Here is a 22,381-nt window from a genome sequence, read left to right on the forward strand (position 1 = left end):
TAGATTTGACTAATAGGTTGCAAGTGACACACCGCCTGCATCTGCGGCTGGCGGAAAGCGCTGTGACAGTTTTTCGATGATCTCGTCACGTTTGCCGCGATACTCTTCTTTGAAGTAGAGATTGACGTGCTCACCCGGATCGTTGCGCAGATCGAACATCTCTCCCCAATTTGGGTTCTGAGGGTAGATTGTGACGCGCCATTCATCTGTCATTACCGTTTGATTGTAAGTGTCCATGCGCGTGCGTGGATGATACTCGGCAAAAAATTCTTGCCGTCCTGACCCGTCTGAATGCGTCATCAGGTGAGCGAACGAGACCCCTTCAGTCGGCTGGTATTTCAGTTCCAGATAATCCTGCAGGGTCGCGCGCAAATCCAGATGACTTGTCGTTCCATTACGTTCACCAGGTTCGATGCCCGGACCTGCGACGATCAGCGGTACCTGCAAGAGGGATCTGTAAGGGCTGGGGCCTTTTCGGATCAGCCCATGGTCGCCCAGGAGTTCCCCATGATCCGAGGTGAAAATGACAACCGTATCTTCAAGACGACCCTGCTGCTCTGCCTGTGCCATGATCCGCCCGACGCAATCGTCAATCATCGAGATCATTCCATTGGTATAGGCGATCGCACGGCGAATGGAGTCATCCGAGAACTTCGATGTGGTTTGCAGAAATCCTTGCTCGCGCGGTGGTCCCGGATCGCGCAGAAAGTCGACGTAGCTTTTGTCTTTTTCATCATTGTCACCGTCGCGCAGGAAAGACGGCATCGCTGCCAACTCATCCGGTATGTGCGCGGGCATCGGCATGTCTGCCGGATCATACATGTCGCACCATGGCGCAGGGGGCGAGAATGGGTGGTGCGGGTCAGGGAATGAGACAAACAGAAAGAACGGGTCTGACCCATCATTTTCAGACAGAAATTCGCAAGCCCGATCTGTGATCCAAGAGTTGTAATGCAAATCGAAAGGGATGGCCGATTTCCAAACTTCGTCGATATCCCCGGATTGCGGTTCAAGCGCGTTTTCAGGCAGATAGAGGTCAGCTGCCCCCGGGGCAACGGTCTCCAGCCACCGGGCATAATGCCCACCTTCCGTTGCGCTAACGGATTCTCCAATCAGCATGTCGACCGTGTCAAACCCGTAAAAGGGGCCGCGCCATCCCTCACTTTCCGGTAAGTCCCAAAAGGCGTTCGAGTCCGGCATCAGATGCTCTGGCCCGGCCAGAATGGGTTGGAAATGAAACTTCCCTATCCCATGGGTCTTGTACCCCACGGCCTGAAAATCATGGGTTATCAGTTGCAGGTCTTCAGGCAAGGCAACCCCATTGCGCGTAAGACCGTGCGACCTTGCATATTGACCGCTGAACAACGTGGACCGGCTTGGAGAGCAGATTTGGTGCGGTGTGAAATGCTTGGTAAAGACAGCGCCCCGCTGGGCCAACGCATCTATATTCGGTGTCCTGACATGCTCGTTTCCAGTGCAACCCAGACTGTTTGCGCGTTGCTGGTCCGTCATAATCAAAATGACATTCTTCTTCATTTTTAGCACTGCACCCCAAAACAACGGGACAGTATCACGGACCTTACATTTGAAATAATACTATCTGTTTTATATGATATTTGTTAACCAAATATCTATGTTCACCCACAACCAACTCAAAGTCTTTTCTGCAATCATGCAAACCGGGTCGGTTTCCGCTGCTGGTCGCAGGTTGAACCTGTCACAACCCAGCGTCAGTCGGCTATTGTCAGATCTGGAGCGGGAATTCGGCGTGCCCTTGTTTCGTCGCCGAAGTAAGGGTGTGACGCCGCTCCCCGAAGCCGAGGAATTCTATCAAGAGGTTGAACGCAACTTTCTGGCCCTTGCGAACCTGGACGAGGTCGCAACTCAGATCGCTCGAAAGGATCGCGGATCTTTATCCATCGCTACAATAACCGCCGCCTCTTTGGATATCGTGCCTCAGGCTTTGAAGCGGCTGAACATAGCGGAAAAGAACATTCGGATCGATTGGCGGGTGCGATCTTCGAACTGGATACTGGACTATGCCCGTTTCGGAGCGATGAGAACAGGTTTCGCCTATGTGTCCCGTTCGTTGAAGGAAATGAACATCTTATACGAAGGGAGCTTGCCGCATGTTTGTTTTGTTCCCGAAGGTCATCCCTTGTCCGCAGATCAGGGGGCGCTGAAACTGGATCAGATGGCGCCCTATCAGATTATCGGGCTTCGCAACGAGGTTGAGAGTGCATTGTCGCTTAGCGATTTACCAGTAGGTGAGCACCCGCCAGTGACTGTCGAAACATCTTTAGCTGCACTCACTCTCTGCAAAACTTGTGGTGGGCTACCTGTCGTAGATGCTTTTACGGCTTGTCATTGGTGGAAGGGGAACAAGGGGCAGCCGCGGATCGTCGAAGACCTTCCTCTCTACCGGTTCGCAGTCGTCGAGCCGATTGGCATCAACGCTTCACAGATCGACAGGGATTTTCAAGATTGCCTGATCGAAGAGATCGAACGCGTCGTCTCGTGGATCAAACGACTCCGAGAAAAAAATTAGCGCTGTAATTGGCCATGGCATATCAATGCTGTGGTCGCATTCCTCATTGCAGCCATTCGCTGCAAGTACAAATCCCAACTTTTGTTTTCGCAACGGTGACCAGGATCTTCGGGTGAAGATTGCCCCTGAATGTAAGCTCCGCCGACGCACGCGCCACCGCTGCCAGTCCGCGACGGTAATGAGATCTTTCTCTCGGGATATTCTTGCGAGAGGTTTTGGAGTTGCACGCCTTCGTCCAGATACGTCGATTTGAAAACGGCGAGCGCGCAACCCTGGGATCGAAACCGACGTCAAGGCGCCGATCAACTTCGGGTCCTGAAGATCGGACAGGCCCCGCGGTCGGGAAGTTCAGGAGATCAGGAAACCAAATATTAGCTTCCCGGATCGCGAGCTTTAGTTCATGCCCAATGCTTCTTTGTACATTTCAATTACAGCCTCTTGTTCGGCAATGTCGTCTTTATCTCTTTTTCTGAGAGAAATGATGCTGCGCATGGCCTTCACGTCGTAACCACGTGCTTTACTCTCTGAATACACTTCTTTTATTTGATCCGCGATATCCTTCTTTTCCATTTCCAAACGCTCAATACGCTCGACAAATTGGCGCAATTCTCCGGCGGTGACCTTGTAGCTATCTTGGACCGAATCCTGTTCCATCATTTACCTCATTAGTTTTCGCTGCGTTTATCCGGGTACAGAGAACACATCTTGGGATGCGTGTATCTCTCATTACTCATTGCCTTTAAAACTAGACAACAGTTTATTGGTGGTAAAAATAACTGTGGGCTTTAGCCTCAGTCATGACCTCTTTCTGCTGTTAAGCCAGATCTTTCTTTTCAGCGTCCAGACCTTCGAACCGTTCGATGAATTGGCGTAGCTCGCCTGCGGTTACGCGATAATTGGCAGTGGCCTGATCTTCGGCCATGTCATCCATTTATGTCTCTCCCAGAGGTGGATTGCTGTTGCTTTGGCAACGGGCAATATGCCGGATACATTGCCACCGCCCGCGCCGCAAGCGCCCAATCACCAGCGGGCTTGTGTGCGCATGGGTTCTCGGCTAATCGCAGAGGAACGTGACACGCAAATGTGGGGAACCATGTTCGAATTCATCACTTGGGGCGGTGCCGCCCTGTCTCTTGCCGGGCTTGTGGGCCTGGTCTGGTGCATTGCACACGTGATGAAGGCGCGCAAATCCGGCCTCTCGGACGAAGAATTGCGCGCTGTTGTTCAGGGTATTCTGCCGTGGAATCTGGCTTCGTTGTTTTTGTCGGTGATTGGCTTGATGGTGGTAATCTTAGGGATTTCTTTTAGCTAGCCTGACGGACTAGACCGGCAGATTGTCGAAGCGCGCCTCCATGGCATCTTCGCACAGGGCTGCATCCAGCTGTCGCAGGCGCGACGGTACGTGCATACCCTCCTGACGCATCCTATCGATCACTTTGGACAGGCTGGGCTGAAGGGCAAGTCGCGTATCAAGACCCGCACCGTTGAGCTTTTTTTCAAGTTCTTCAGCTTCCGAGTATAAATTGATTGATGACATTTCCATCCTCCCAAATGTCTTCATTTACTCCGATATATGTGACCTTTTTAAGACCCGCCCAGATTACGCATAAATCGCGCGGGAATCCGCCTGTTGGCCCTGCCGTTCCGGTTGTCCTAAAGCGAATTGACTAAATTTTACTCATAATGAGACTTCCCTGCCTTGACCAGCATCAAATTACACATGTTGATTATGACATATTCCGTAATTAATATGTGACATGGCAACACTGACGGAGAGCCACATGACACCCATAGTGAAAGCGTTTTTCGACCCCGAGACCTTTACGGTTTCCTACGTGGCGCAAGAGCCCGAAGGCCTTGCCTGTGCGGTCATCGACAGTGTTCTGGATTTCGACCACGCCTCTGGCCGCACCAGCACAAGCTCGGCGGATCAGATCATCGACCATGTGCGCAAGAATGATCTGCGGGTCGAATGGATACTGGAAAGCCATGTTCATGCCGATCACCTGTCTGCGGCGCCTTATTTGCAGCAGGAATTGGGTGGTAAGATCGGCATCGGCGATCAGATCGTCACCGTTCAGGAAACCTTTGGAAAAATCTTCAACGAAGGCACCGAGTTTCAGCGCGATGGCAGCCAGTTCGACGCCCTATTCCGCGAAGGTGACAGTTTTCACGTCGGGCAGATGCGTGGAGACGTGCTGCATACGCCCGGACATACGCCTGCCTGCCTGACTTACGTAATCGGGGATGCGGCTTTTGTCGGCGACACCCTTTTCATGCCGGATTTCGGCACAGCGCGCTGCGACTTTCCGGGTGGGTCTTCTGCGATACTGTATGACTCGATCCAGAAAATCCTGTCGCTTCCGGATGAGACGCGGATTTTTGTCGGCCATGATTACAAAGCCCCGGGACGCGATGAGTACGCCTGGGAAACAACGGTTGGTGAGCAGAAGGCGCTGAATGTTCACATTGGTCAGGGTCGCTCGATCGAGGAATTTGTCGAGATGCGCGACGCCCGGGATGCGACGCTGGGTATGCCGCGGCTGATCCTGCCGTCCCTGCAGGTCAACATGCGCGCGGGGCAAATGCCTCCGGCGGATGAACATGGTGACGTGTTTCTGAAGCTACCCCTGAACAAACTCTGACAATCTGGCCGCAAACGGCAAAGGACACAAAATGCACTTAGACTGGATATGGGGCCTTGGCGGAGGTCTTCTGATTGGCCTTGGCGCCGCCGTCTACTTGTTGGGCAACGGGCGCATCATGGGGGCCAGCGGCATTCTGGGCGGGTTGATCGACAACAGTGATCGGTCGCTGGAACGACTAAGCTTTCTGGCGGGTGTAATCGGGATGCCCCTGTTGCTGCGGCCCCTGCTCTCTCCGGCGCCCGAGACACATCTGACCAGCAATATCGCCGTAGTAATCATCGCCGGTCTGCTGGTGGGGGCCGGAACGCGCATCGCCAACGGGTGCACATCCGGTCACGGTGTCTGCGGGATTTCGCGGTTCTCGCTGCGTGGCATCGTCGCCACCTTGATTTATATCGGGGCTGGCGTTGTTACGATCACCTTGTTCCGCCATGTCTGGGGAGTGATCTGATGCGTGCGCTTGTTTCGCTACTGGCGGGGTCTCTGTTCGGTGCGGGCCTGCTGTTGTCCGGTATGACCAACACCACCAAGGTACAGGGCTGGCTGGATTTCTTCGGCCAATGGGACCCGACGTTGGCCTTTGTGATGGGCGGTGCGATCCTGCCAATGCTGATAGCCTGGCGTTTGACGCCCCATCGGCGCCCCCTGACCGGTGGGCAGTTTCCAAAACCGGCCGCGCCCGAGTTGGACCGCCGCCTGATCCTGGGGTCTGTGCTGTTCGGGATGGGCTGGGCGCTGGCCGGATTGTGCCCCGGACCTGCGCTTGCCTCGCTCAGCTATGGCGGGGTTGGCGGGGTTGTCTTTCTGCTGGCTATGATCGCGGGGATGTACGCGGCACCGACGATGGGCGCGCAACTGGACAGAGTCGCAAACGCGGCCTAATCAATTGCCATGGAGATTCGCCCGATTACCCCCCGCTACGCCGTCTCGCCGCAAATCACGGTCGAGGACGTTCCCGCCATTGCCGAGGCTGGTTTTGTCAAAGTCATCTGCAACCGGCCAAATGTCGAAGTTCCGGCCGTAATGCAATCGGATGCCATAGGTGAAGCGGTGCGCGCGGCGGGACTGGAATACGAAGTACTGGAACTGACACACCAGACCATGACGCCCGAGAATGTGGCCCTGCAACGCGAGCTGGCCGAAAGCTGCAGCGGGCCGGTTCTGGCCTATTGCGCCTCGGGCACGCGCTGCTCCGTGATTTGGGCGCTGGGTCAGTGCGACCGGATGAGCACGGACGACATCCTGAATGCCACCACCAAAGCGGGTTACGCGCTGGAAAACCTGCGCCCGACCCTTGATCAGATCCGCGGCGGTGCCGACTGACTTAACTCAGCGCCCCCGGATCCGTGTCTGAAAATTTCAGACCCGCCAATTGCGAAATTTCGGCCACCATCTGATCTGAATCGGCGAAATTCAGGTTGGGCTCGGTTTCGCTTGTTGCACCTGGATCGAACGCGACCGGCATCTGCGATAGCTCCGTCGGCGCGGGCATATCCGGATCGGGTTGCGGCGCTGCGATCGTGCGGGCCTCAAGAAACTCGGCAGTTTCGGATTGGGTCAGCGCTGTCAGCGGCGTGTATTCGTTCAGCCGGACCGCGCGCATCCCACCACACTGCCCCAACCGGCCAATCGCGGCGCGGCTGCGGTCAATCGTCAGAACCTCGGCGCGGTCCAGCCTTGAACCCGTCAGGGGAAGAACATCCCCAGTCTTGAGGCGAGACAGAGATGCCAGAGGCAGCGACATGCGGCAGATCACCGTATTCAGCTCGGCCCGCAATACCCCCGATGCTTGCTCTAGATTTGGGCCTGTGTCCTCTTGCGTCAGCTCGTCGGCATCCTCGGCGGTCCGGTCTGGCAGGAACACCGAAATCTGCCCTTGTCGCAGACCGCCGCCGAGTTCCACAGTCAGGTCAAACACCCGATACGCGTCTTCGACCATCGCCAGCGACAACGTGCGCAGATCTGCAAGACGTGTGGCAAATTCAAACCCCGACAAGCTGGATTGATCCCCCGGAGCCTCTACCAGATCGACCGCGCGCGCCATGGCGTCTTCGATCAGAGGCACCACCATTGCCCCGTCGGTAGGTGTAAACGCCCGGGGCGAAGATTCACCCGCCATCACCTCGCCAATGGTTTGCACCTGAACGATGGCCGATACCGCACCAATATCCATGCAGATGGCGGCCAACGCCCCGTCGCCATCGACAAACTGCAACAGCAGCCAATCTTCCCCGACCTGATCTGCCAACATGTCCGGTGTTCGGTGGGATTGCTTGGCCCCAATAACAACCATGGGCAACTGCAACCGATCCCCGGCAGCCCGAGCAAAAGCCAGCCGCAGCGCGCGCAGGACCGAGCGCGGCTTGTCGCCCTGCTCTTCCTGTCCCACTGAAAGCTTGCGCGCCAAAGCTGCGCTGATCGTCTGCGTCATGCCCAAAACCGCTGTAGACTGCTGTATCCGACATCTGGTCTAACCCGGTTCAGGTTACGAATGTCTTTACACCCGCATCACTGCGCCGCCTGTTGATAGGCCATTGGCAGCCTGACACGAAACGCTGCCCCGCCCTGCCCCGGCAGATAGGTAATCTCTCCGCCCAGTCGCTGCATGATCTCGCGGCAGATCGCCAGCCCCAGCCCGGCCCCGCCCGCCTTGTCGACACCCACGCGAGCGAATTTCTCGAACACCATCGAACGGGCCTCGGGCGGGATGCCGCTGCCATTGTCGGCGAAATCAATCACCACCTGCCCGCCGACATCATGGGCTGCGATCGTTAGCACCGGCTCTTCGGCGTCACAGTATTTTTGTGCGTTGGATATCAGGTTGATAAAGACCTGCCCCAACCGATCCAGATCGGTGTGTAGCGGAATGCGCTCTGTTGTCTTTGTACGCCGAACCGTGAGGGTCCGGTTCGAACCCGCCAGCGCGCTGGGCACAGCCCGATCCAGCACCGAGCGCAACGTGTCATCACCGACGTTCAGATTGACCCGACCGCTTTCCAACACGCTTAGGTCCAGAAGATCGTCCAACAAGCGGGTCAGGCGCAGAGCCTCGTCGTGGATGATCGCGGCATAGCGCGTCTGTTCTTCCCCGCTCAGCCCCTCGGTGTCGCGCATGATCTCGGAAAACGCGCGGATCGAGGTCATCGGCGTGCGCAGCTCGTGACTGACCTGACTGAGGAAACTGTCCTTCTGCTCCGAGATTTGCGTCAGCTTGGTGTTTGCCTCACGCAATTGCCGCGCGGTTCGGGTCAGTTCGGCGGATTTCAACTCCAACTGACTGGAATACTCCAGCATCTGCGCGGATTCGTCGGCCACGGCCAGCAGGTCTTCAACCGACACAGACGAACCACCGACGATTTGACCAATCATTGCGTGGGCCGTGGCAGCACCGACGGAACCGCTCAGTTCGCGCTCAAGCCGTTCCAGAAAGGCCGGGGTGGGCTCCGGCAGGTTGGAACGCCCGCCCTGCAAGTCCACCTCGGCCTGAAAGAACTCCTGCGCGGGGCCTGCGCCCAATATCCGCTGGGTCATGATCATCAGGTCTTCGCTCTGTGCGACCGACCCGGACCAACCACGCGGCGCGACAGAATGATCGAAAACGTTGACGAATTGCGCGCCCTGAAGGCGTTCCAAGGGGCTGGGGAAACTCAGTAGAGATGCCACGCAGAACGCAATGGTATTCAGGGACAGCGACCACATCACGGTATGCACTATCGGATCCATCCCTTCGATCCCGAACAGGGCCTGCGGGCGCAGCCAACCCAAACCGAACGGTCCGTATTGCAGCACCGTCTCAGACATCAGCGCCCCTTCCATCCCCGGCAGCAGCAGGGTGTAGATCCACAAGAGGAAGCCTACCGACAGCCCCACCAAGGCGCCGGTCCGCGTCGCTCCGCGCCAGAACAGGCCGCCAACCAATGCGGGCAGAATCTGGGAAATCCCGGCAAAGGCAATCAAACCGATTGAGGCCAGAGCTGCGCCGCCGCCGGACAGGCGATAGTAATAGTAACCCAGCGCCATGATCACCGCGATTGACACCCGCCGCGCCACCAGCACCACGTTTCTGACGTCACCGGATACGGAACCGGACCCTTCTTGCATGCTCAGCCAGATTGGCATGACAACGTGGTTCGATACCATCGTCGACAGCGCCATGGCAGTGACGATGACCATGGACGTGGCCGAGGAAAACCCGCCGATAAAGGACAGCATCGCCAACCAGTCATTTCCCTGCGACAACGGCACGGTCAGCACGAACAAATCGGGGTTCGAGCCTTCAGGCAGCAGGTCCAGACCAACAACTGCGATGGGCACGACAAAGAGGCTCATCAAAAGCAGATACAGCGGGAAAGCCCAGGCGGCGGTTCTCAGATGCCCTTCGTCCGCGTTCTCGACCACCATGACTTGAAACATGCGCGGCAGGCAGATGAAGGCCGCTGCAGACAGAAAGATGAAAGTGGTCCAGCGTCCGGCGTCCACGTTCCATTGCCCAATCTCGGACGCGTCGATGCGGTCCATCATCGGCCCGACACCGCCTGCAACACCCCAGACCACAAACGCGCCCACCGCAAGCAGGGCGAACAATTTAACCACCGATTCCAGTGCAATGGCGGTGACGACCCCGTGATGGCGTTCGTTGACGTCCAGATTGCGCGTACCGAACAGGATTGCGAACACGGCCAACCCAGCCGCTACCCAAAAGACGCTGGAGCCTTCGCGATACAAGCCAGTGGGATCAGCTTCGGCAAAGATTGAAAACGACAGTGTGATGGATTGCAGTTGCAACGCGATATAGGGGGTGCCGCCCAACACCGCCAGAATGGTCACACAGATCGCCAGCGTGTTGGATTTGCCATATCGGGATGAGATCAAGTCTGCGATCGACGTCACCCGCTGACTACGCCCGACCCGCACCAGTTTGCGCAGCCCCCACCACCAGCTGACCATGACCAGCGTTGGGCCAAGGTAGATCGTGACGAATTCTAACCCCGACCGCGCAGCATTCCCGACGGCGCCATAAAACGTCCAGGCCGTGCAATAGATCGACAGTGACAGCGTGTAGACCAGTGGCGACCGTAGCCACGCCCCCCTTCCCGCTGCGGCAAGCCTGTCAGCGGCAAAGGCGACACCAAACAGCAGCACCACGTAGCCCAGACATACCAGAATCAGAACGTTCAGCGTTGCCATCGGTCCGTCTCGGGTTCGGAATCCTCATGAGCCCTCATGCGTCTGGCGGCAAATCCAAACACCAGGCTGGCCCCGATCATCGCCACCCAGCACGTGAAGATATAAAAGATGGCCGAGGACAGAGACACACCCTCCTGCGCGCCCTGACCATCCGGCCATAGTAACGGTATGGCCAACAGAGCCGCCCCCAGAAAGGGCAGCAGGCGCGCGGCATCCGACAATCGGCGGCGACGATAGCTCTGCCGTTCGAGAAACAGTGAAGGCCGGACGCCCGATGGCTTACGGTCTTCGTCCGAACTCATGACTGCGTTGCCTGCGCGTGCAGGTCCCGCACAGCAGTCAACATCTCGGTATTTGAAAACGGTTTAGTCATGAAACGACTGACACCTGCGTTTTCGGCCATTTCCCGATCACGAGACTGCCCGCGGGCGGTCAGCATCAGAACCGGCAGGCCTTGCATGTGTTCCAACTCGCGCAGATCGCGCAGGATCTCCATCCCGCTTTTTCCCGGCAGCATCACGTCGAGAATCACTAGATCGGGGTCTGCACCCTGAATGACCTGTAATGCGTCGCTGCCTTCGGCGTGCGTCTCAACTTGCCAACCCTCGCGGGTCAGCAAGAACCTAATGGCCTCGGCGATGTTAGGCTCATCCTCAATTAGCAGAACCTTACGGCTCATGATTTTCTGTCCTCCCCGTGACGGGTCTTAAACTGATCGACCCATCTCTGCCAGCTTACGCGCAGTGTCAGGAGACTGTCAAAAACCTTCGCTCAAAATAGAAGGTTCGCGGCGGGATGCGCAATCGCTGCTTGGGCAAACCCTGCAACTGGGACCAACCCTTGCAACCGCTTGTTCATCCTGGGCAACGTCCTCTACCGACCGCACCAGCATTACCGAACGATAGATTGGCCCGTCGTCAAAATCGGATATGTGCTGCGGCCACGCATAGGCAAAACAATCGAATACCGCCGCCGTCCGCCCAAGCTGTACGACGCGTTTGCGGATCGGCACCAACGGCCGATTCAGCGCCTGAAACAGAGGCCACAGGGGGCAAGCCTCACCAAAGCGAGGCATGGCGAATCCGGGCACGGATTTGCTGAACAGTATACTGCCAGAGGCATCACATATGACCAGCCCCGTCGGCCGCCCCAAATACCCGCCTGGCAAAGCAGCCAGGCGCCGCAGCACCGTCGCGACATTCACCGAGAACCGCGCCGCCAACTGCAACGGGTCCAACGGAGCCTCGGCCAGTGCGGCCTGCAGCCTGTCCAACGGCATCGCCTTGGCATCTGCGGCATAGACCTTCAGGAACTCGCGTGTCACGGTTCTTGCAGCGGCGGATTCAAGATCGCTAAGGTCTATTTCCGCCTCCTCGCCGACCTCTTCAATCTCGGGGAAATGGTGCCCGTGGGCTTCGAAAAACGCTTCGACATCTTCCATCGGAACGCCGCGATGATCACCATCAGAATCGCTTTCATCCAGATAAGTAACCAGCGACTTGGAGCTTTCCGCCAGACGTTCGGCGTCCTGATGCAGGTTTGTATGAAAGCGGTCCTGCCATTCGGGTTCGATATCCTGTGTATCCGCCAGAATCGCGGCGGTTGACCGAATCGCAGCGGCGGTTGACAGAACCTCATGCATCGAGGCCGCCAGATGCGGGTCGTGAGTCAGACGGTCCGACAGCGTTTCCACAGTGCGTTCCAGCGACACGACCCGGCGGTGCATCTGCGATAGCACACCTGCCCATCCGGGGAACCGGCCGGCAAACTCCTCAAGCCCGTCCAGTTCCGCCTGCTGACCAACGGCATCGGCGGCGGCTTCGCGCAGGGCCGAGATCAGCGTAGCCTCGATCCCTTGCGTCAGCACCGACGGCTCTACAGTCAGCGCCCCGGCGATATCGACCAACAGCTTACCGCCAATCCGCCGTCGATTATGTTCGATAAGGTTCAGATATGACGCTGAAATCCCGACCTGACGCGCCAGTTCCGCTTGCCGCAGGCCCGCGATCTGGCGCCTTTCACGAATGCGGCTGCCTGTCAGCGTGTCGCGCATGTTCTCACCCCTCCCAAAGCGAAACCATCCGAACCTGATCTCGGCTTATTTTCAGAACTCTTACTGTATTTCTAGTGGTTAAGTCAGAGTTTTCATAGGTCCTTTACAAGTTTGACAAAATAGGATCACCGAGCGCCCGTAAAGGGCACGCAGAATCTGCGTGGGCCCCCTTCTAATTTCCCTGAAATCCCGGCACGATAGCCGGATGAGCGACCCCGCGTTTGAATATGCGCCAATCGGACTTGTCGAATTGGAAAACCGGATCATCCGGCGCTGCAATTTGCAGTTCGCCCGCACCTTTGGCGGTGAGGCCGCAGATTATCGAAACATGCCCCTTTTGCACCTTTACCCCTCGGTGGCCGACTGGGAACGTATCGGCGCGCGCAGCCTGCAGGTGATGCGCGACACCGGCTACTACACCGATGAACGTGTCATGCGGCGGCGCAACAGCGATCTGTTCTGGTGCCGTGCACGCGGGCGGTCGCTGACCCCGGATGACCCGTTCCGCCACGGTATCTGGAGCTTTTCCGACATCTCGGAAGAACGCCCCCTGGTCGAACTGACCACGCGTGAACGCGAGGTTGCGATCTTGTCTTGCCGGGGCCTGTCCGCCAAGGAAATCGGGGCTGAACTGGAGCTCAGCTATCGCACAATCGAGGCCTATCGCGCCCGTCTTTTGGAAAAATTCGGGGCCCGCAAACTGCCCGAACTGGTGGCGAAACTTTCGGGAATGCCACTATAACCCCTCCTGCCCTTCAAAAACTTCATTAAAACCCCCATCTGACAGGCCCGGACGCGCTTTTCATGGCCGGGCGCATGCCTTATAACGCTGCGTAATCAGACCAAAGCCCGCATGGAACAGACGGGCCAAAGGGGAACCGTCGAGGACACTCATGACAGACACCAAACACGAAGCGGATGTGGCATTCATCAAGGCACTGGCCGAATTGCTGCGCGAAAACGACCTGACTGAGCTGCAGGTCAAACGCGAATATGGCGAGGAAGACAGCCTGAACGTGCGCGTCAGCCGCATGTCTCCGGCCGCAGCCGCTCCGGTTCAGGTCGCAGTTCCGGCGGCAGCACCCGCCGCAGCCCCGGTTGCCGCTCCTGCCGCTGCCGAAGCCCCCGCCGCGCTGGAAGATCCAGCCAGCCACCCCGGTGCAGTGACGTCGCCCATGGTTGGAACGGTTTACATGCAACCCGAGCCAGGCGCGCCTGCGTTCATCTCGGTTGGTGCATCGGTGTCCGAAGGCGACACGCTGCTGATCGTCGAAGCGATGAAAACCATGAACCACATCCACGCGCCCAAGTCGGGCACCATCAAGCGCATTCTGGTCGGTGACGGCGACGCGGTGGAATTCGGCACCCCTCTGGTCATTGTTGAGTAAGGCGGGCCCATGTTCGACAAGATCCTGATTGCCAACCGAGGCGAGATCGCCCTGCGCGTGATCCGCGCAGCGCGCGAGATGGGGATTAAGACGGTCGCCGTCCACTCCACCGCCGACAGCGACGCGATGCATGTGCGCATGGCGGACGAATCGGTGTGCATCGGCCCACCGCCCAGCCCGCAAAGCTATCTGTCCGTACCCGCGATCATCTCAGCCTGTGAGATCACCGGCGCGCAGGCGATCCACCCCGGCTATGGCTTTTTGTCCGAGAATGCCGAGTTCGTTCAGATCGTCGAAGATCACGGCATCACTTTCATTGGCCCCACCGCAGAACACATCCGCGTCATGGGTGACAAGATCACCGCCAAGGACACGATGAAGGCGCTGGGTGTGCCTTGTGTTCCGGGCTCGGACGGTGGCGTGCCCGATCTGGCCACCGCCAAGAAGATCGGTGAGGAATTCGGCTATCCCGTCATCATCAAGGCCACCGCCGGTGGCGGCGGTCGCGGCATGAAAGTTGCAAACAGTGCCGCTGAGATGGAGAGCGCCTTCATGACCGCTCGTGCCGAGGGCAAAGCCGCCTTTGGCAACGACGAGGTTTATATCGAGAAATACCTGACCACGCCGCGCCATATCGAGATTCAGGTCTTTGGCGACGGTAAGGGCAAGGCGGTGCATCTGGGTGAGCGTGATTGCTCGCTGCAACGCCGCCACCAGAAAGTGTTCGAAGAGGCCCCCGGCCCCGCGATCAGCCCGGAAGAACGCGACAAGATCGGTAAGATCTGTGCCGACGCCGTGGCCAAGATCAACTATATCGGCGCGGGCACCATCGAGTTCCTATATGAAAACGGCGAGTTCTATTTCATCGAGATGAACACCCGCCTGCAGGTGGAACACCCGGTGACCGAAGGCATCTTTGGCGTCGATCTGGTGCGCGAGCAAATCCTTGTCGCCGCTGGTGAGGACATGTCGTTCGGTCAGGACGATCTAGAGATCAATGGCCACGCCATCGAGGTTCGGATCAACGCTGAAAAGCTGCCCAACTTCTCGCCCTGCCCGGGCAAAATCACGGCCTATCACGCGCCGGGCGGTCTGGGTGTGCGGATGGATTCGGCGCTGTATAACGGTTATTCGATCCCGCCGTATTACGACTCGCTGATCGCCAAGCTGATCGTTCAGGGCCGTGACCGGGCCGAGGCGCTGGCGCGTCTGGAGCGAGCCTTGGGGGAACTGATCGTGGACGGCATCGACACCACCGTTCCGCTGTTTCATGCGTTGTTGCAGGAACCCGACATCCACAGCGGCGACTATAACATCCACTGGCTGGAGCGCTGGCTTGCGGAGCATATGGCCGATTAAATCATCAGGGTCGAAGGGCACCAGCCCTTCGACCTTCGGGCATTCCCAATGAGCCTTTCCCCGGAACTCTTACTCCACAGCTATTCCATCGGCATTTTTCCGATGGCCGAACACCGTGACGCGCCAGAGCTGTTCTGGGTTGATCCCAAATTTCGCGGTGTCTTTCCGCTGGATGGATTTCACGTGTCGCGAAGCCTTGCGCGACGTATCCGCAAAAGCGGGTTTTCAGTGACGATCAATCAGGATTTTGCCGGTGTCGTTGATGGCTGTGCAGATCGCGCGGACACATGGATCAACGCCGAATTGCGAGATCTCTACCAACAGATTCACCACCTGGGCCACGCGCATTCTTTAGAGATCTGGGAGGCGGATCATCTGGTTGGAGGCGTCTATGGTATCGCACTGGGCGCGGCGTTTTTCGGAGAGAGCATGTTCTCGCGCCGAACGGACGCATCAAAAATCGCGCTGGCCTATCTGGTGGACCGCCTGCGGCAAACCGGCTTTCAACTGTTCGATACGCAGTTTCTGACCGCGCATCTGGCCTCATTGGGCGCGATTGAAATTCCGCGAACACAATACCGACGGGAATTGGACGAGGCGATAAATGCCAGCGCGGATTTCACCGCGCCGCTGGCTCAGTCACCCGAAGGTGTCATACAGCGGATCACCCAGACGTCGTAACGCGCATGGTCCAGCGCGTTCAGCGCCGGAGATGTGGCAATCATCCAGCCGTCGAACAATTCGTCCGGCTTACCTTTTTCCCAGATCGTCAGATAGGCAAAGGCATCACCGGTCGGGTTCTCGGCCGGGTAACGGCAATCGCCGAGCGCTACGTCCAGACCAAAAACTGCCGTGGTCTCACCGTTCTGCAATTCCACATCGACGGTCTGACCGCTGACCTTGTCGAGGCCCCGCAGAATCGCTCCGGGGCCTGACTGCGCCTTTTGCTGCGCCGTTGCACCCGAGGCGGCCAGTAGCGCCGCAATCAGGGCAAAACGCCTCATTCTCCGCCGTCTCCGGCCACGAATTTGACCAGTAGCGAAATCAGGCTGACCGCGCCTTGCGTGTCTTCAACCTGATCGCCGGGTTCAAAATAGAAAGGTGAACCGCCGGGCATTACCTCGACAAAATTGCCGCCCAGCAGGCCTTCAGACGAAATCACGATGGCGCTGTCATCCGGCACCAGAATGCCGTCCGCAATCGAAAATGTGGTGTCAGCGCGATAGGTGTCCGGGTTCAGGTCAACGCCCGTCACCGTGCCGATCTTGACCCCGGCCAACCGCACATCCGTGCCTACGCCCACGCCTTCGAGTGAACGGAACGACGCCTCAAGCTTATATCCCGCACTACCTTGCGACAGGCCGGTGGATTGGCTGGCATAAACGCCAAAAGCAACGGCGCAGGCTAGAACGGCCCCACCGACAAGAACTTCGGTAACGTTGTAACTCGACATTGCTCGCCTCGTTTATTCCGGGCTCCAGGCCTCGTAGTCCGTACGCTCGACCGGGTCGACACGGCGCAGCGACCCCGCGGGGGTATAGGCCAGAGCCGTCCCCGTCAGGTTCTCCTGATGCGGTTTTTCCCAGGACTTGTGCTGCAACGGCTTGTCGGTCGGCGGCTCATCCCAGGTGCGGTGCAGCCAGCCGTGCCAGTCGGGGTCGATCCGGCTGGCCTCGGCCTCACCGTTGAAAATCACCCAGCGCTTGCTGTCATCGGCATTGCGATAGAACACATTGCCCTCGTTATCCTCACCGACCTTGACGCCTTTGCGCGCGGTATAGAACTGAGTGTTCAGAGTGGCCCCGTTCCACCAGGTTACGGCCCGCAAAAGACTGTTCAGGATACCCATCGGTTGCCTCCGACATTTCTGTTCCCGCAGATATGGACCAAAGCCCCGCCAAGGTCCAGTGCCACTAGGGCCGCACCTGCTATTCCGGCAGATATGCCGTGACTTCGATTTCGATCCGGTACTTCGGGTCGATCAAACCGCACTCAATCATCGTTGTAGCCGGTGGATTGTCGCCGAAATATTCCCGCAAGATGGGCCAGCAGGGTTCGAACTCGGACCGGTCCGGCAGCATATAGGTCACGCGTACGACGTCTGCGAAACTGGCCCCGGCTTCGGTCAGCGCCTTGCCGATCGTTTCAAGGGCCGACCGGCACTGCGCGGTCACATCATCGCCCTGCCCGACCGTTCCGGCGACATGAACCCAACCACCGGCAACCACGGCGCGGCAATATCCGATTTTGGCCTCAAATTCTCCACCCGAGGAAATGCGTCTGATCGTCATAGTGACCCCCACAAGAAAACGGCGCGGTCAGTGCCGCGCCGTGTTTGTTAAATCGTTTTGAGCTTAACCGGCAGATGCCGATTCCGCCGCATCCGCGTAGATGATCAACGGCTGCTTGTCGGACGACACCGCCTCTTCGTTGACCACAACCTCGGTCACGTTCTTCATGCCCGGGAGTTCGAACATCGTGTCCAGCAGGATATCTTCGAGGATCGAACGCAGACCACGTGCACCGGTTTTCCGTTCGATGGCCTTCTTGGCAATCGCCTTCAGCGCATCGTCGGTAAAGGCCAGTTCAGCATCTTCCAGTTCGAACAGGCGCTGGTATTGCTTGACCAGAGCGTTCTTGGGCTTGGTCAGGATGGTAACCAGAGCGTCCTCATCCAAATCTTCCAGCGTTGCCAGAACCGGCAGACGGCCAACAAATTCCGGGATCAGGCCGAATTTCAGCAGGTCTTCGGGCTCCAGATCCTTAAAGATCTCGCCCACGCCGCGTTCGTCGTTATCCCGCACATCGGCGCCAAAGCCCATGGCCGAGCCCTTACCGCGCTGCGCGATGATCTTGTCCAGACCGGCAAAGGCACCACCACAGATGAACAGAATGTTAGTCGTATCCACCTGTAGGAATTCCTGCTGCGGGTGCTTGCGCCCACCCTGCGGCGGCACGCTGGCAACGGTGCCTTCCATCAGCTTCAGCAGCGCTTGTTGCACGCCCTCGCCCGATACGTCACGGGTGATCGAAGGGTTTTCGGATTTGCGCGTGATCTTATCGACCTCGTCTATATAGACGATGCCACGCTGCGCACGTTCGACGTTGTATTCGCTGGCCTGCAGCAGTTTCAGAATGATGTTTTCAACATCCTCACCCACATAACCGGCTTCGGTCAGCGTGGTGGCATCGGCCATGGTGAACGGCACGTCCAAAATCCGCGCCAGCGTCTGTGCCAGCAGTGTTTTACCGCAGCCGGTCGGGCCGATCAGCAGGATGTTGGATTTCGCCAGCTCAATATCGCTGCCCGCTTTCTGAGCATGGTTCAGGCGCTTGTAATGGTTGTGCACCGCGACCGAGAGAACTCGCTTGGCCGTAGCCTGCCCGATCACGTAGTCGTCCAGAACTTCGCAGATGTCCTTGGGCGTCGGCACACCGTCCGAGGATTTCAGGCCACTTGCCTTGGTTTCCTCGCGGATGATGTCCATGCACAATTCGACGCATTCATCGCAGATAAATACTGTCGGGCCGGCAATCAGCTTGCGTACCTCGTGCTGACTCTTGCCGCAGAAGCTACAGTAGAGCGTGTTCTTGCCGTCACCGCCTGAATTCGTCGCCATGTTCTACCTTTCGGGCTTCGTCCCTGCGGTCCCCCTCGGACCGCTTGCCGCCTGTTGGTGCAGCTTAGGCCAGCACCGAGACGGCTACAATCTCAAAATGCGCCTCCGCGCTACACGCACGGAGGCTTAACGTCAGGCCTCTTCGCCGTCCATTTTGGCGCGATTTTCGACGATTTCGTCGATGTGGCCCCAATCTTTTGCCTCTTCCGGGCTCATGAAATTGTCACGATCCAACGCTTTTTCAACCGCCTTTTTGGTCTGGCCGGTATGACGTACGTAGATGTCATAAAGGCGATCTTTCAGTTTCTGCGTTTCGGCCGCGTGAATCATGATGTCGCTGGCCTGACCCTGATATCCGCCGCTGGGCTGGTGCACCATGATGCGGCTATTGGGCAACGAGAACCGCATCCCATTCTCACCACCGGCCAGCAGAACCGACCCCATCGAGGCCGCCTGACCGATCACCAATGTCGAACATTTCGGCTTGATATACTGCATTGTGTCGTAAATCGACAAACCGCTGGTCACAACACCGCCAGGCGAATTGATGTAGATCGAGATCTCTTTGCTGGGGTTTTCTGCCTCCAGGTGCAGCAGCTGGGCGACGACCAGATGGCTCATCCCGTCATGGATTGGGCCGTTGATGAAGATGATCCGCTCTTTTAGAAGGCGCGAGAAAATATCGTAGGCACGTTCGCCCCGGCTGGTCTGTTCGACCACCATCGGGACGAGCGTATTCATATAGGTATCAACTGGATCGAACATTCTGAACCTGCCTGCTTTGCTAAGGATCGGGACATTACCCGAAGAAACGTTACCCGAGTCTTAGTGTCGCCACAGGGGGGCTGCAAGGGGGACAGAGTACTTCATGCATCGGCGCGGTATTTTGCGGGTCGCTCCTGCTGTCTCGAGGGCACTGCGGCAACCACCCACCAAACCTATATGAGATTACATCACATTATTTTGATCCATGCATATGGAAATTCATGATCAAAATATGTACCCAAGGATCATAATCCTGTAGTGCCGCCCACCCCAACTTTTTCCCGGCCTCTAGGTATAAAAAGGAAACACACGATGGCCCTTCCCCAGCTTTCGCAAGGAACACCCCCGAAATCGTTCGACAATATGCTGGAAAACGCGACGCGCGCGTCGAATTTCCTGAAAGCCATCAGCCATGAGGGGCGCTTGATGATCTTGTGCCATTTGGTGTCAGGTGAAAAATCCGTGACCGAATTGGAAGAACTGCTGTCCGCTCGCCAAGCGGCTGTATCCCAACAACTGTCACGTTTGCGTCTTGAAGGTTTGGTCACTCCTCGCCGCGAGGGAAAGGCCATCTATTACCGTTTGGCCGATGACCGTCCGCGCCGCATGCTGGAACTGGTCTACGACATGTTCTGCGGCGACGAAAAAGACTAAGAGACCGATCAGTTCGTGTTCGATTAGGCAGCTTTGACCCCCGTTACCCAATACCGCGCAGCGGTTCGGAACACGGCAATACACAAGTGCAATCCGCTCAAATCCGACGCAGTTTGACTGCCCATCAGACGCTTTTACGTCATGTCCCTACGCGTTGTCGCATTACTCTTGAGCCTTCTCGGAACCGACGACTGCGGACCTCTCTGAGAGGTTGAGGCGAAATCAATTGTCAACGAAATTGCATTGGTGATCGTTGCTGCTGGCTACAATTTCGTAGGCAGGTTAGGTGGTTCTGTACTAACCGAAGGCCCGGTTGGACTAGCACCACCTGAAAGACCGCTTTTATTGGTGCATCAAAGTTTATTTTGCCGTCGATCCGCAAAGTCTGAAAAACCTTAAAGCGCTGGTTGCACTCAAGGAAAACTGATACGCAACATGAGACTGACACAAATGGAGACACTCATGATCCGTGCAATCTTAGTAGGACTTACCCTGTTCACTCTCACCGCATGCGAGACCGCAAAGGGTGCTGGCAAAGACATCGAGAAAGCGGGCGACGCGATTCAGGACGCAGCAACAGACGTTCAGCAAAACCTGTAACGTAAGTATTTTGCAGAAATTTGCGCATAAGCAACGTATAATTGATCCTCAACTCAGGCCACATTTGGCTTTGGGTTAGAGGTACATAGACGCGGTATTGCACATCTGACACGACGGCGGGGATCTTGTGAACACACAAGATCCCCGTTTGGTTTTCCTACAAGGGGAAAGTGGCAGCCTGTTTCGAACCGGAATACGGTTAAAGGAAAAGGCGTCAGGTGCGCAGACACGGTCTATGCATGTACCCTTGCGGATACTCCTGACGCCTTGCCGGGTCGACACGTCCGCAGACGTCCCGAGCCAGTTTCCGCAGCCCCTGAAAGAGCCACGGCCGCTGTACAGCACCCGAAGGCACCACACAGTTTGCGACGGCCTTCTGAGAGGATGACCACTGATCCGGATACGACACCCCGATCACCAAACATCCACCGGTAAGTCTCGGCGCAACAAGTCAGATCCTAAAACCTGCCCTCACCGCGCAGACCCCCTAGCCTTTGCGCCCCACCCCGTTCCTGAGAACTGTTGTGGTACAGAGACTGTCGCATTGGCGCCTGTGATCCGACAAGAAAATAGCACTGCAGCATAAAAAATAGGCGGGGATAACATGTTGATATCCTTTGGGAGGGATTTGGGGATAACTCAGGAATTCTCGCTGCAGCGTCAGCTTGAGGCAGGAAAACTCTGAATTGGCGCAAAACACCCAACGACATCACGTTTCTGCAACTGCATTGGGCCCAATCTGGTTGCTGACCACAATATCTGAGGATCCCGGTTCTTAAATCCCCACTTCGCGATTCGTATCACACCCCGCATTTTGCCATCGAGAAATTTAGAAACGGAACCCGGGTCGGACGCGCCTCCTCCTCATCTGAGACGTAGCGCTGAAGGCTCGCGAGGTTCGGGCGGCCAACGCCAGTTTACGCCGTAAACCGGCACAGGCCGATCCAAACCTTGTCGCAGGCAGGACGAAGCGCGTCCGACCCGTCTCCCTCCCGTTGGAGACTTTGTTTCCGCTTCCTGAGAAACGTTCTGGCCCGGCCGGGATTACCGTTTACACGCTGCGGCAGACTGCCGCCAGCACCCCCTACAGACCGACCAGGCCAGATACGCTTCAGTTCACCTGACGTTCCAGAACGGTGCTGTAGGTCGTTCCGTTACGCAGGCTACGGAAATCCGCATAGATTTTACCCTCTTCGTACCGGGCATCGATCAACGCATTCGCGCCAATGACCAGCGGTGAGGTTTCGACGATCCCGATGCTACCCGACCCATCGAGGCTGATGGTCCCGGTGGCCTCATTCACGTTCCATTCAGTATCGCCGTCACGCCGCCACTTGCTGGGGCCCCAAAAAACGTTTTCCTCCTGAATCTGGATATCCAGCATCCACTCAGCTTGGTTGAAACGCGGCTCTTCACCACGATGGGCATGGGTTGGCGAAACGGTCGTGTACGACCCCAGCCATGTGCCGCGCAGGTCCGGTGCGTCGGCCAAAGCGGCTGTTCCTAGGGTGAGGGTCGCGGCCAGAGCGGCTGCTCCGGCAGTCATGTATCTGGTCATT

At 57.3% G+C, this 22,381-nt stretch carries 27 protein-coding genes and 1 pseudogene; 12 read left to right on the forward strand and 16 right to left on the reverse strand.

Annotated features, from left to right (window positions below; translation table 11 throughout):
* Window positions 1–9: 9 nt before the first annotated feature.
* The gene (locus GOW98_RS12720; RefSeq protein WP_170332559.1) at window positions 10–1,536 is read right to left on the reverse strand and encodes a sulfatase family protein; all 1,527 of its coding nucleotides are present in this window, start codon (window positions 1,534–1,536) and stop codon (window positions 10–12) included.
* A 97-nt stretch (window positions 1,537–1,633) separates the two neighbouring features.
* Between GOW98_RS12720 and GOW98_RS12725 the strand changes: the two genes are divergently transcribed.
* A complete protein-coding gene (locus GOW98_RS12725) occupies window positions 1,634–2,548 on the forward strand; it encodes a LysR family transcriptional regulator (RefSeq protein WP_170332560.1) in 915 nt (304 codons plus the stop codon).
* 393 nt (window positions 2,549–2,941) lie between these two features.
* On the opposite strand, the gene GOW98_RS12730 is transcribed toward GOW98_RS12725, so the two are convergent.
* A complete protein-coding gene (locus tag GOW98_RS12730) occupies window positions 2,942–3,202 on the reverse strand; it encodes a DUF2312 domain-containing protein (protein WP_170332562.1) in 261 nt (86 codons plus the stop codon).
* Window positions 3,203–3,365: 163 nt separating this feature from the next.
* A pseudogene (locus GOW98_RS12735) lies at window positions 3,366–3,479 on the reverse strand (GapR family DNA-binding domain-containing protein); the annotation flags it as partial.
* Between the two features lie 162 nt (window positions 3,480–3,641).
* Here GOW98_RS12735 and GOW98_RS12740 point away from each other — a divergent pair.
* Window positions 3,642–3,860: a hypothetical protein gene (locus GOW98_RS12740; protein WP_170333052.1), complete on the forward strand. Its 219-nt coding sequence runs from the start codon at window positions 3,642–3,644 to the stop codon at window positions 3,858–3,860.
* Between the two features lie 9 nt (window positions 3,861–3,869).
* On the opposite strand, the gene GOW98_RS12745 is transcribed toward GOW98_RS12740, so the two are convergent.
* Entirely contained in the window at window positions 3,870–4,085 is a 216-nt protein-coding gene (locus tag GOW98_RS12745; RefSeq protein ID WP_170332566.1) for a hypothetical protein, read from the reverse strand.
* A 244-nt stretch (window positions 4,086–4,329) separates the two neighbouring features.
* Here GOW98_RS12745 and GOW98_RS12750 point away from each other — a divergent pair, with 244 nt between their 5' ends.
* Genes GOW98_RS12750 through GOW98_RS12765 form a run of 4 tightly spaced genes read left to right on the forward strand, consistent with a single transcriptional unit; the run spans window position 4,330 to window position 6,519 of the window.
* Window positions 4,330–5,193, forward strand: coding sequence for an MBL fold metallo-hydrolase (locus GOW98_RS12750; protein WP_170332568.1), 864 nt, complete (start codon window positions 4,330–4,332; stop codon window positions 5,191–5,193).
* Window positions 5,194–5,224: 31 nt separating this feature from the next.
* Window positions 5,225–5,647, forward strand: a complete 423-nt coding sequence (locus GOW98_RS12755; protein ID WP_170332570.1) for a YeeE/YedE family protein — start codon at window positions 5,225–5,227, stop codon at window positions 5,645–5,647.
* Window positions 5,647–6,078 (forward strand): DUF6691 family protein, encoded by a 432-nt coding sequence (locus tag GOW98_RS12760; RefSeq protein ID WP_170332572.1) that lies wholly within the window; start codon window positions 5,647–5,649, stop codon window positions 6,076–6,078. Before GOW98_RS12755 ends, GOW98_RS12760 begins: the two co-directional genes overlap by 1 nt.
* 9 nt (window positions 6,079–6,087) lie before the next feature.
* Window positions 6,088–6,519, forward strand: a complete 432-nt coding sequence (locus GOW98_RS12765) for a TIGR01244 family sulfur transferase (RefSeq protein ID WP_170332574.1) — start codon at window positions 6,088–6,090, stop codon at window positions 6,517–6,519.
* Window position 6,520: 1 nt separating this feature from the next.
* Here the strand turns inward: GOW98_RS12765 and GOW98_RS12770 are convergent, their stop codons facing one another.
* From GOW98_RS12770 to GOW98_RS12790, 5 genes are all read right to left on the reverse strand, one after another.
* A complete protein-coding gene (locus GOW98_RS12770; RefSeq protein WP_170332577.1) occupies window positions 6,521–7,627 on the reverse strand; it encodes a FliM/FliN family flagellar motor C-terminal domain-containing protein in 1,107 nt (368 codons plus the stop codon).
* Window positions 7,628–7,704: 77 nt separating this feature from the next.
* On the reverse strand, window positions 7,705–10,383 hold the full coding sequence (locus GOW98_RS12775) for a sensor histidine kinase (protein ID WP_170332578.1): 2,679 nt from the start codon (window positions 10,381–10,383) through the stop codon (window positions 7,705–7,707).
* Window positions 10,371–10,685: a hypothetical protein gene (locus GOW98_RS12780; RefSeq protein ID WP_170332580.1), complete on the reverse strand. Its 315-nt coding sequence runs from the start codon at window positions 10,683–10,685 to the stop codon at window positions 10,371–10,373. Before GOW98_RS12780 ends, GOW98_RS12775 begins: the two co-directional genes overlap by 13 nt.
* Complete coding sequence (locus tag GOW98_RS12785; protein ID WP_170332582.1) at window positions 10,682–11,062, reverse strand: response regulator transcription factor; 381 nt, start codon at window positions 11,060–11,062, stop codon at window positions 10,682–10,684. The genes GOW98_RS12780 and GOW98_RS12785 overlap by 4 nt, the downstream gene beginning before the upstream one ends.
* A 78-nt stretch (window positions 11,063–11,140) precedes the next feature.
* Window positions 11,141–12,436 carry a helix-turn-helix domain-containing protein gene (locus tag GOW98_RS12790; RefSeq protein ID WP_170332584.1) on the reverse strand — a complete coding sequence of 432 codons (1,296 nt, stop codon included), beginning with the start codon at window positions 12,434–12,436 and terminating at the stop codon, window positions 11,141–11,143.
* A 205-nt stretch (window positions 12,437–12,641) separates the two neighbouring features.
* Between GOW98_RS12790 and GOW98_RS12795 the strand changes: the two genes are divergently transcribed.
* From GOW98_RS12795 to aat, 4 genes are all read left to right on the forward strand, one after another.
* On the forward strand, window positions 12,642–13,178 hold the full coding sequence (locus GOW98_RS12795; RefSeq protein WP_170332586.1) for a LuxR C-terminal-related transcriptional regulator: 537 nt from the start codon (window positions 12,642–12,644) through the stop codon (window positions 13,176–13,178).
* A gap of 151 nt (window positions 13,179–13,329) precedes the next feature.
* Window positions 13,330–13,824: an acetyl-CoA carboxylase biotin carboxyl carrier protein gene (accB, locus tag GOW98_RS12800; RefSeq protein ID WP_170332588.1), complete on the forward strand. Its 495-nt coding sequence runs from the start codon at window positions 13,330–13,332 to the stop codon at window positions 13,822–13,824.
* Between the two features lie 9 nt (window positions 13,825–13,833).
* On the forward strand, window positions 13,834–15,183 hold the full coding sequence (accC, locus tag GOW98_RS12805) for an acetyl-CoA carboxylase biotin carboxylase subunit (protein ID WP_170332590.1): 1,350 nt from the start codon (window positions 13,834–13,836) through the stop codon (window positions 15,181–15,183).
* A 48-nt stretch (window positions 15,184–15,231) separates the two neighbouring features.
* On the forward strand, window positions 15,232–15,864 hold the full coding sequence (gene aat, locus GOW98_RS12810; protein ID WP_170332592.1) for a leucyl/phenylalanyl-tRNA--protein transferase: 633 nt from the start codon (window positions 15,232–15,234) through the stop codon (window positions 15,862–15,864).
* Here aat and GOW98_RS12815 read toward each other — a convergent pair.
* The 6 genes from GOW98_RS12815 to GOW98_RS12840 form a co-directional block, all read right to left on the reverse strand.
* Window positions 15,819–16,187 carry a DUF2155 domain-containing protein gene (locus GOW98_RS12815; RefSeq protein WP_170332594.1) on the reverse strand — a complete coding sequence of 123 codons (369 nt, stop codon included), beginning with the start codon at window positions 16,185–16,187 and terminating at the stop codon, window positions 15,819–15,821. The genes aat and GOW98_RS12815 overlap by 46 nt on opposite strands.
* The gene (mlaD, locus tag GOW98_RS12820; protein WP_170332596.1) at window positions 16,184–16,636 is read right to left on the reverse strand and encodes an outer membrane lipid asymmetry maintenance protein MlaD; all 453 of its coding nucleotides are present in this window, start codon (window positions 16,634–16,636) and stop codon (window positions 16,184–16,186) included. The genes GOW98_RS12815 and mlaD overlap by 4 nt, the downstream gene beginning before the upstream one ends.
* 12 nt (window positions 16,637–16,648) lie before the next feature.
* Window positions 16,649–17,032, reverse strand: a complete 384-nt coding sequence (locus tag GOW98_RS12825; protein ID WP_170332598.1) for an NADH:ubiquinone oxidoreductase subunit NDUFA12 — start codon at window positions 17,030–17,032, stop codon at window positions 16,649–16,651.
* Window positions 17,033–17,111: 79 nt separating this feature from the next.
* Complete coding sequence (locus GOW98_RS12830; RefSeq protein ID WP_170332600.1) at window positions 17,112–17,474, reverse strand: RidA family protein; 363 nt, start codon at window positions 17,472–17,474, stop codon at window positions 17,112–17,114.
* A gap of 63 nt (window positions 17,475–17,537) precedes the next feature.
* Window positions 17,538–18,803: an ATP-dependent Clp protease ATP-binding subunit ClpX gene (gene clpX / locus GOW98_RS12835; RefSeq protein ID WP_170332602.1), complete on the reverse strand. Its 1,266-nt coding sequence runs from the start codon at window positions 18,801–18,803 to the stop codon at window positions 17,538–17,540.
* Window positions 18,804–18,935: 132 nt separating this feature from the next.
* Window positions 18,936–19,568 carry an ATP-dependent Clp protease proteolytic subunit gene (locus GOW98_RS12840; protein ID WP_170332604.1) on the reverse strand — a complete coding sequence of 211 codons (633 nt, stop codon included), beginning with the start codon at window positions 19,566–19,568 and terminating at the stop codon, window positions 18,936–18,938.
* Window positions 19,569–19,880: 312 nt separating this feature from the next.
* Here GOW98_RS12840 and GOW98_RS12845 point away from each other — a divergent pair, with 312 nt between their 5' ends.
* Window positions 19,881–20,222 carry an ArsR/SmtB family transcription factor gene (locus GOW98_RS12845; protein WP_170332606.1) on the forward strand — a complete coding sequence of 114 codons (342 nt, stop codon included), beginning with the start codon at window positions 19,881–19,883 and terminating at the stop codon, window positions 20,220–20,222.
* Window positions 20,223–20,684: 462 nt separating this feature from the next.
* Window positions 20,685–20,822 carry an entericidin A/B family lipoprotein gene (locus tag GOW98_RS12850; protein WP_170332608.1) on the forward strand — a complete coding sequence of 46 codons (138 nt, stop codon included), beginning with the start codon at window positions 20,685–20,687 and terminating at the stop codon, window positions 20,820–20,822.
* Between the two features lie 1,111 nt (window positions 20,823–21,933).
* Here GOW98_RS12850 and GOW98_RS12855 read toward each other — a convergent pair.
* A complete protein-coding gene (locus tag GOW98_RS12855) occupies window positions 21,934–22,380 on the reverse strand; it encodes a hypothetical protein (protein ID WP_170332610.1) in 447 nt (148 codons plus the stop codon).
* Window position 22,381 lies beyond the last annotated feature (1 nt).

The sequence above is a fragment of the Ruegeria arenilitoris genome (assembly GCF_013032445.1).
Classification (GTDB): domain Bacteria; phylum Pseudomonadota; class Alphaproteobacteria; order Rhodobacterales; family Rhodobacteraceae; genus Ruegeria; species Ruegeria arenilitoris_F.

Coding starts and splice junctions, on each gene's coding strand:
- GOW98_RS12720 (WP_170332559.1), bottom strand. CDS start 1,536: ATGAAGAAGAATGTCATTTTGATTATGACGGACCAGCAACGCGCAAAC.
- GOW98_RS12725 (WP_170332560.1), top strand. CDS start 1,634: ATGTTCACCCACAACCAACTCAAAGTCTTTTCTGCAATCATGCAAACC.
- GOW98_RS12730 (WP_170332562.1), bottom strand. CDS start 3,202: ATGGAACAGGATTCGGTCCAAGATAGCTACAAGGTCACCGCCGGAGAA.
- GOW98_RS12740 (WP_170333052.1), top strand. CDS start 3,642: ATGTTCGAATTCATCACTTGGGGCGGTGCCGCCCTGTCTCTTGCCGGG.
- GOW98_RS12745 (WP_170332566.1), bottom strand. CDS start 4,085: ATGTCATCAATCAATTTATACTCGGAAGCTGAAGAACTTGAAAAAAAG.
- GOW98_RS12750 (WP_170332568.1), top strand. CDS start 4,330: ATGACACCCATAGTGAAAGCGTTTTTCGACCCCGAGACCTTTACGGTT.
- GOW98_RS12755 (WP_170332570.1), top strand. CDS start 5,225: ATGCACTTAGACTGGATATGGGGCCTTGGCGGAGGTCTTCTGATTGGC.
- GOW98_RS12760 (WP_170332572.1), top strand. CDS start 5,647: ATGCGTGCGCTTGTTTCGCTACTGGCGGGGTCTCTGTTCGGTGCGGGC.
- GOW98_RS12765 (WP_170332574.1), top strand. CDS start 6,088: ATGGAGATTCGCCCGATTACCCCCCGCTACGCCGTCTCGCCGCAAATC.
- GOW98_RS12770 (WP_170332577.1), bottom strand. CDS start 7,627: ATGACGCAGACGATCAGCGCAGCTTTGGCGCGCAAGCTTTCAGTGGGA.
- GOW98_RS12775 (WP_170332578.1), bottom strand. CDS start 10,383: ATGGCAACGCTGAACGTTCTGATTCTGGTATGTCTGGGCTACGTGGTG.
- GOW98_RS12780 (WP_170332580.1), bottom strand. CDS start 10,685: ATGAGTTCGGACGAAGACCGTAAGCCATCGGGCGTCCGGCCTTCACTG.
- GOW98_RS12785 (WP_170332582.1), bottom strand. CDS start 11,062: ATGAGCCGTAAGGTTCTGCTAATTGAGGATGAGCCTAACATCGCCGAG.
- GOW98_RS12790 (WP_170332584.1), bottom strand. CDS start 12,436: ATGCGCGACACGCTGACAGGCAGCCGCATTCGTGAAAGGCGCCAGATC.
- GOW98_RS12795 (WP_170332586.1), top strand. CDS start 12,642: ATGAGCGACCCCGCGTTTGAATATGCGCCAATCGGACTTGTCGAATTG.
- accB (WP_170332588.1), top strand. CDS start 13,330: ATGACAGACACCAAACACGAAGCGGATGTGGCATTCATCAAGGCACTG.
- accC (WP_170332590.1), top strand. CDS start 13,834: ATGTTCGACAAGATCCTGATTGCCAACCGAGGCGAGATCGCCCTGCGC.
- aat (WP_170332592.1), top strand. CDS start 15,232: ATGAGCCTTTCCCCGGAACTCTTACTCCACAGCTATTCCATCGGCATT.
- GOW98_RS12815 (WP_170332594.1), bottom strand. CDS start 16,187: ATGAGGCGTTTTGCCCTGATTGCGGCGCTACTGGCCGCCTCGGGTGCA.
- mlaD (WP_170332596.1), bottom strand. CDS start 16,636: ATGTCGAGTTACAACGTTACCGAAGTTCTTGTCGGTGGGGCCGTTCTA.
- GOW98_RS12825 (WP_170332598.1), bottom strand. CDS start 17,032: ATGGGTATCCTGAACAGTCTTTTGCGGGCCGTAACCTGGTGGAACGGG.
- GOW98_RS12830 (WP_170332600.1), bottom strand. CDS start 17,474: ATGACGATCAGACGCATTTCCTCGGGTGGAGAATTTGAGGCCAAAATC.
- clpX (WP_170332602.1), bottom strand. CDS start 18,803: ATGGCGACGAATTCAGGCGGTGACGGCAAGAACACGCTCTACTGTAGC.
- GOW98_RS12840 (WP_170332604.1), bottom strand. CDS start 19,568: ATGTTCGATCCAGTTGATACCTATATGAATACGCTCGTCCCGATGGTG.
- GOW98_RS12845 (WP_170332606.1), top strand. CDS start 19,881: ATGGCCCTTCCCCAGCTTTCGCAAGGAACACCCCCGAAATCGTTCGAC.
- GOW98_RS12850 (WP_170332608.1), top strand. CDS start 20,685: ATGATCCGTGCAATCTTAGTAGGACTTACCCTGTTCACTCTCACCGCA.
- GOW98_RS12855 (WP_170332610.1), bottom strand. CDS start 22,380: ATGACCAGATACATGACTGCCGGAGCAGCCGCTCTGGCCGCGACCCTC.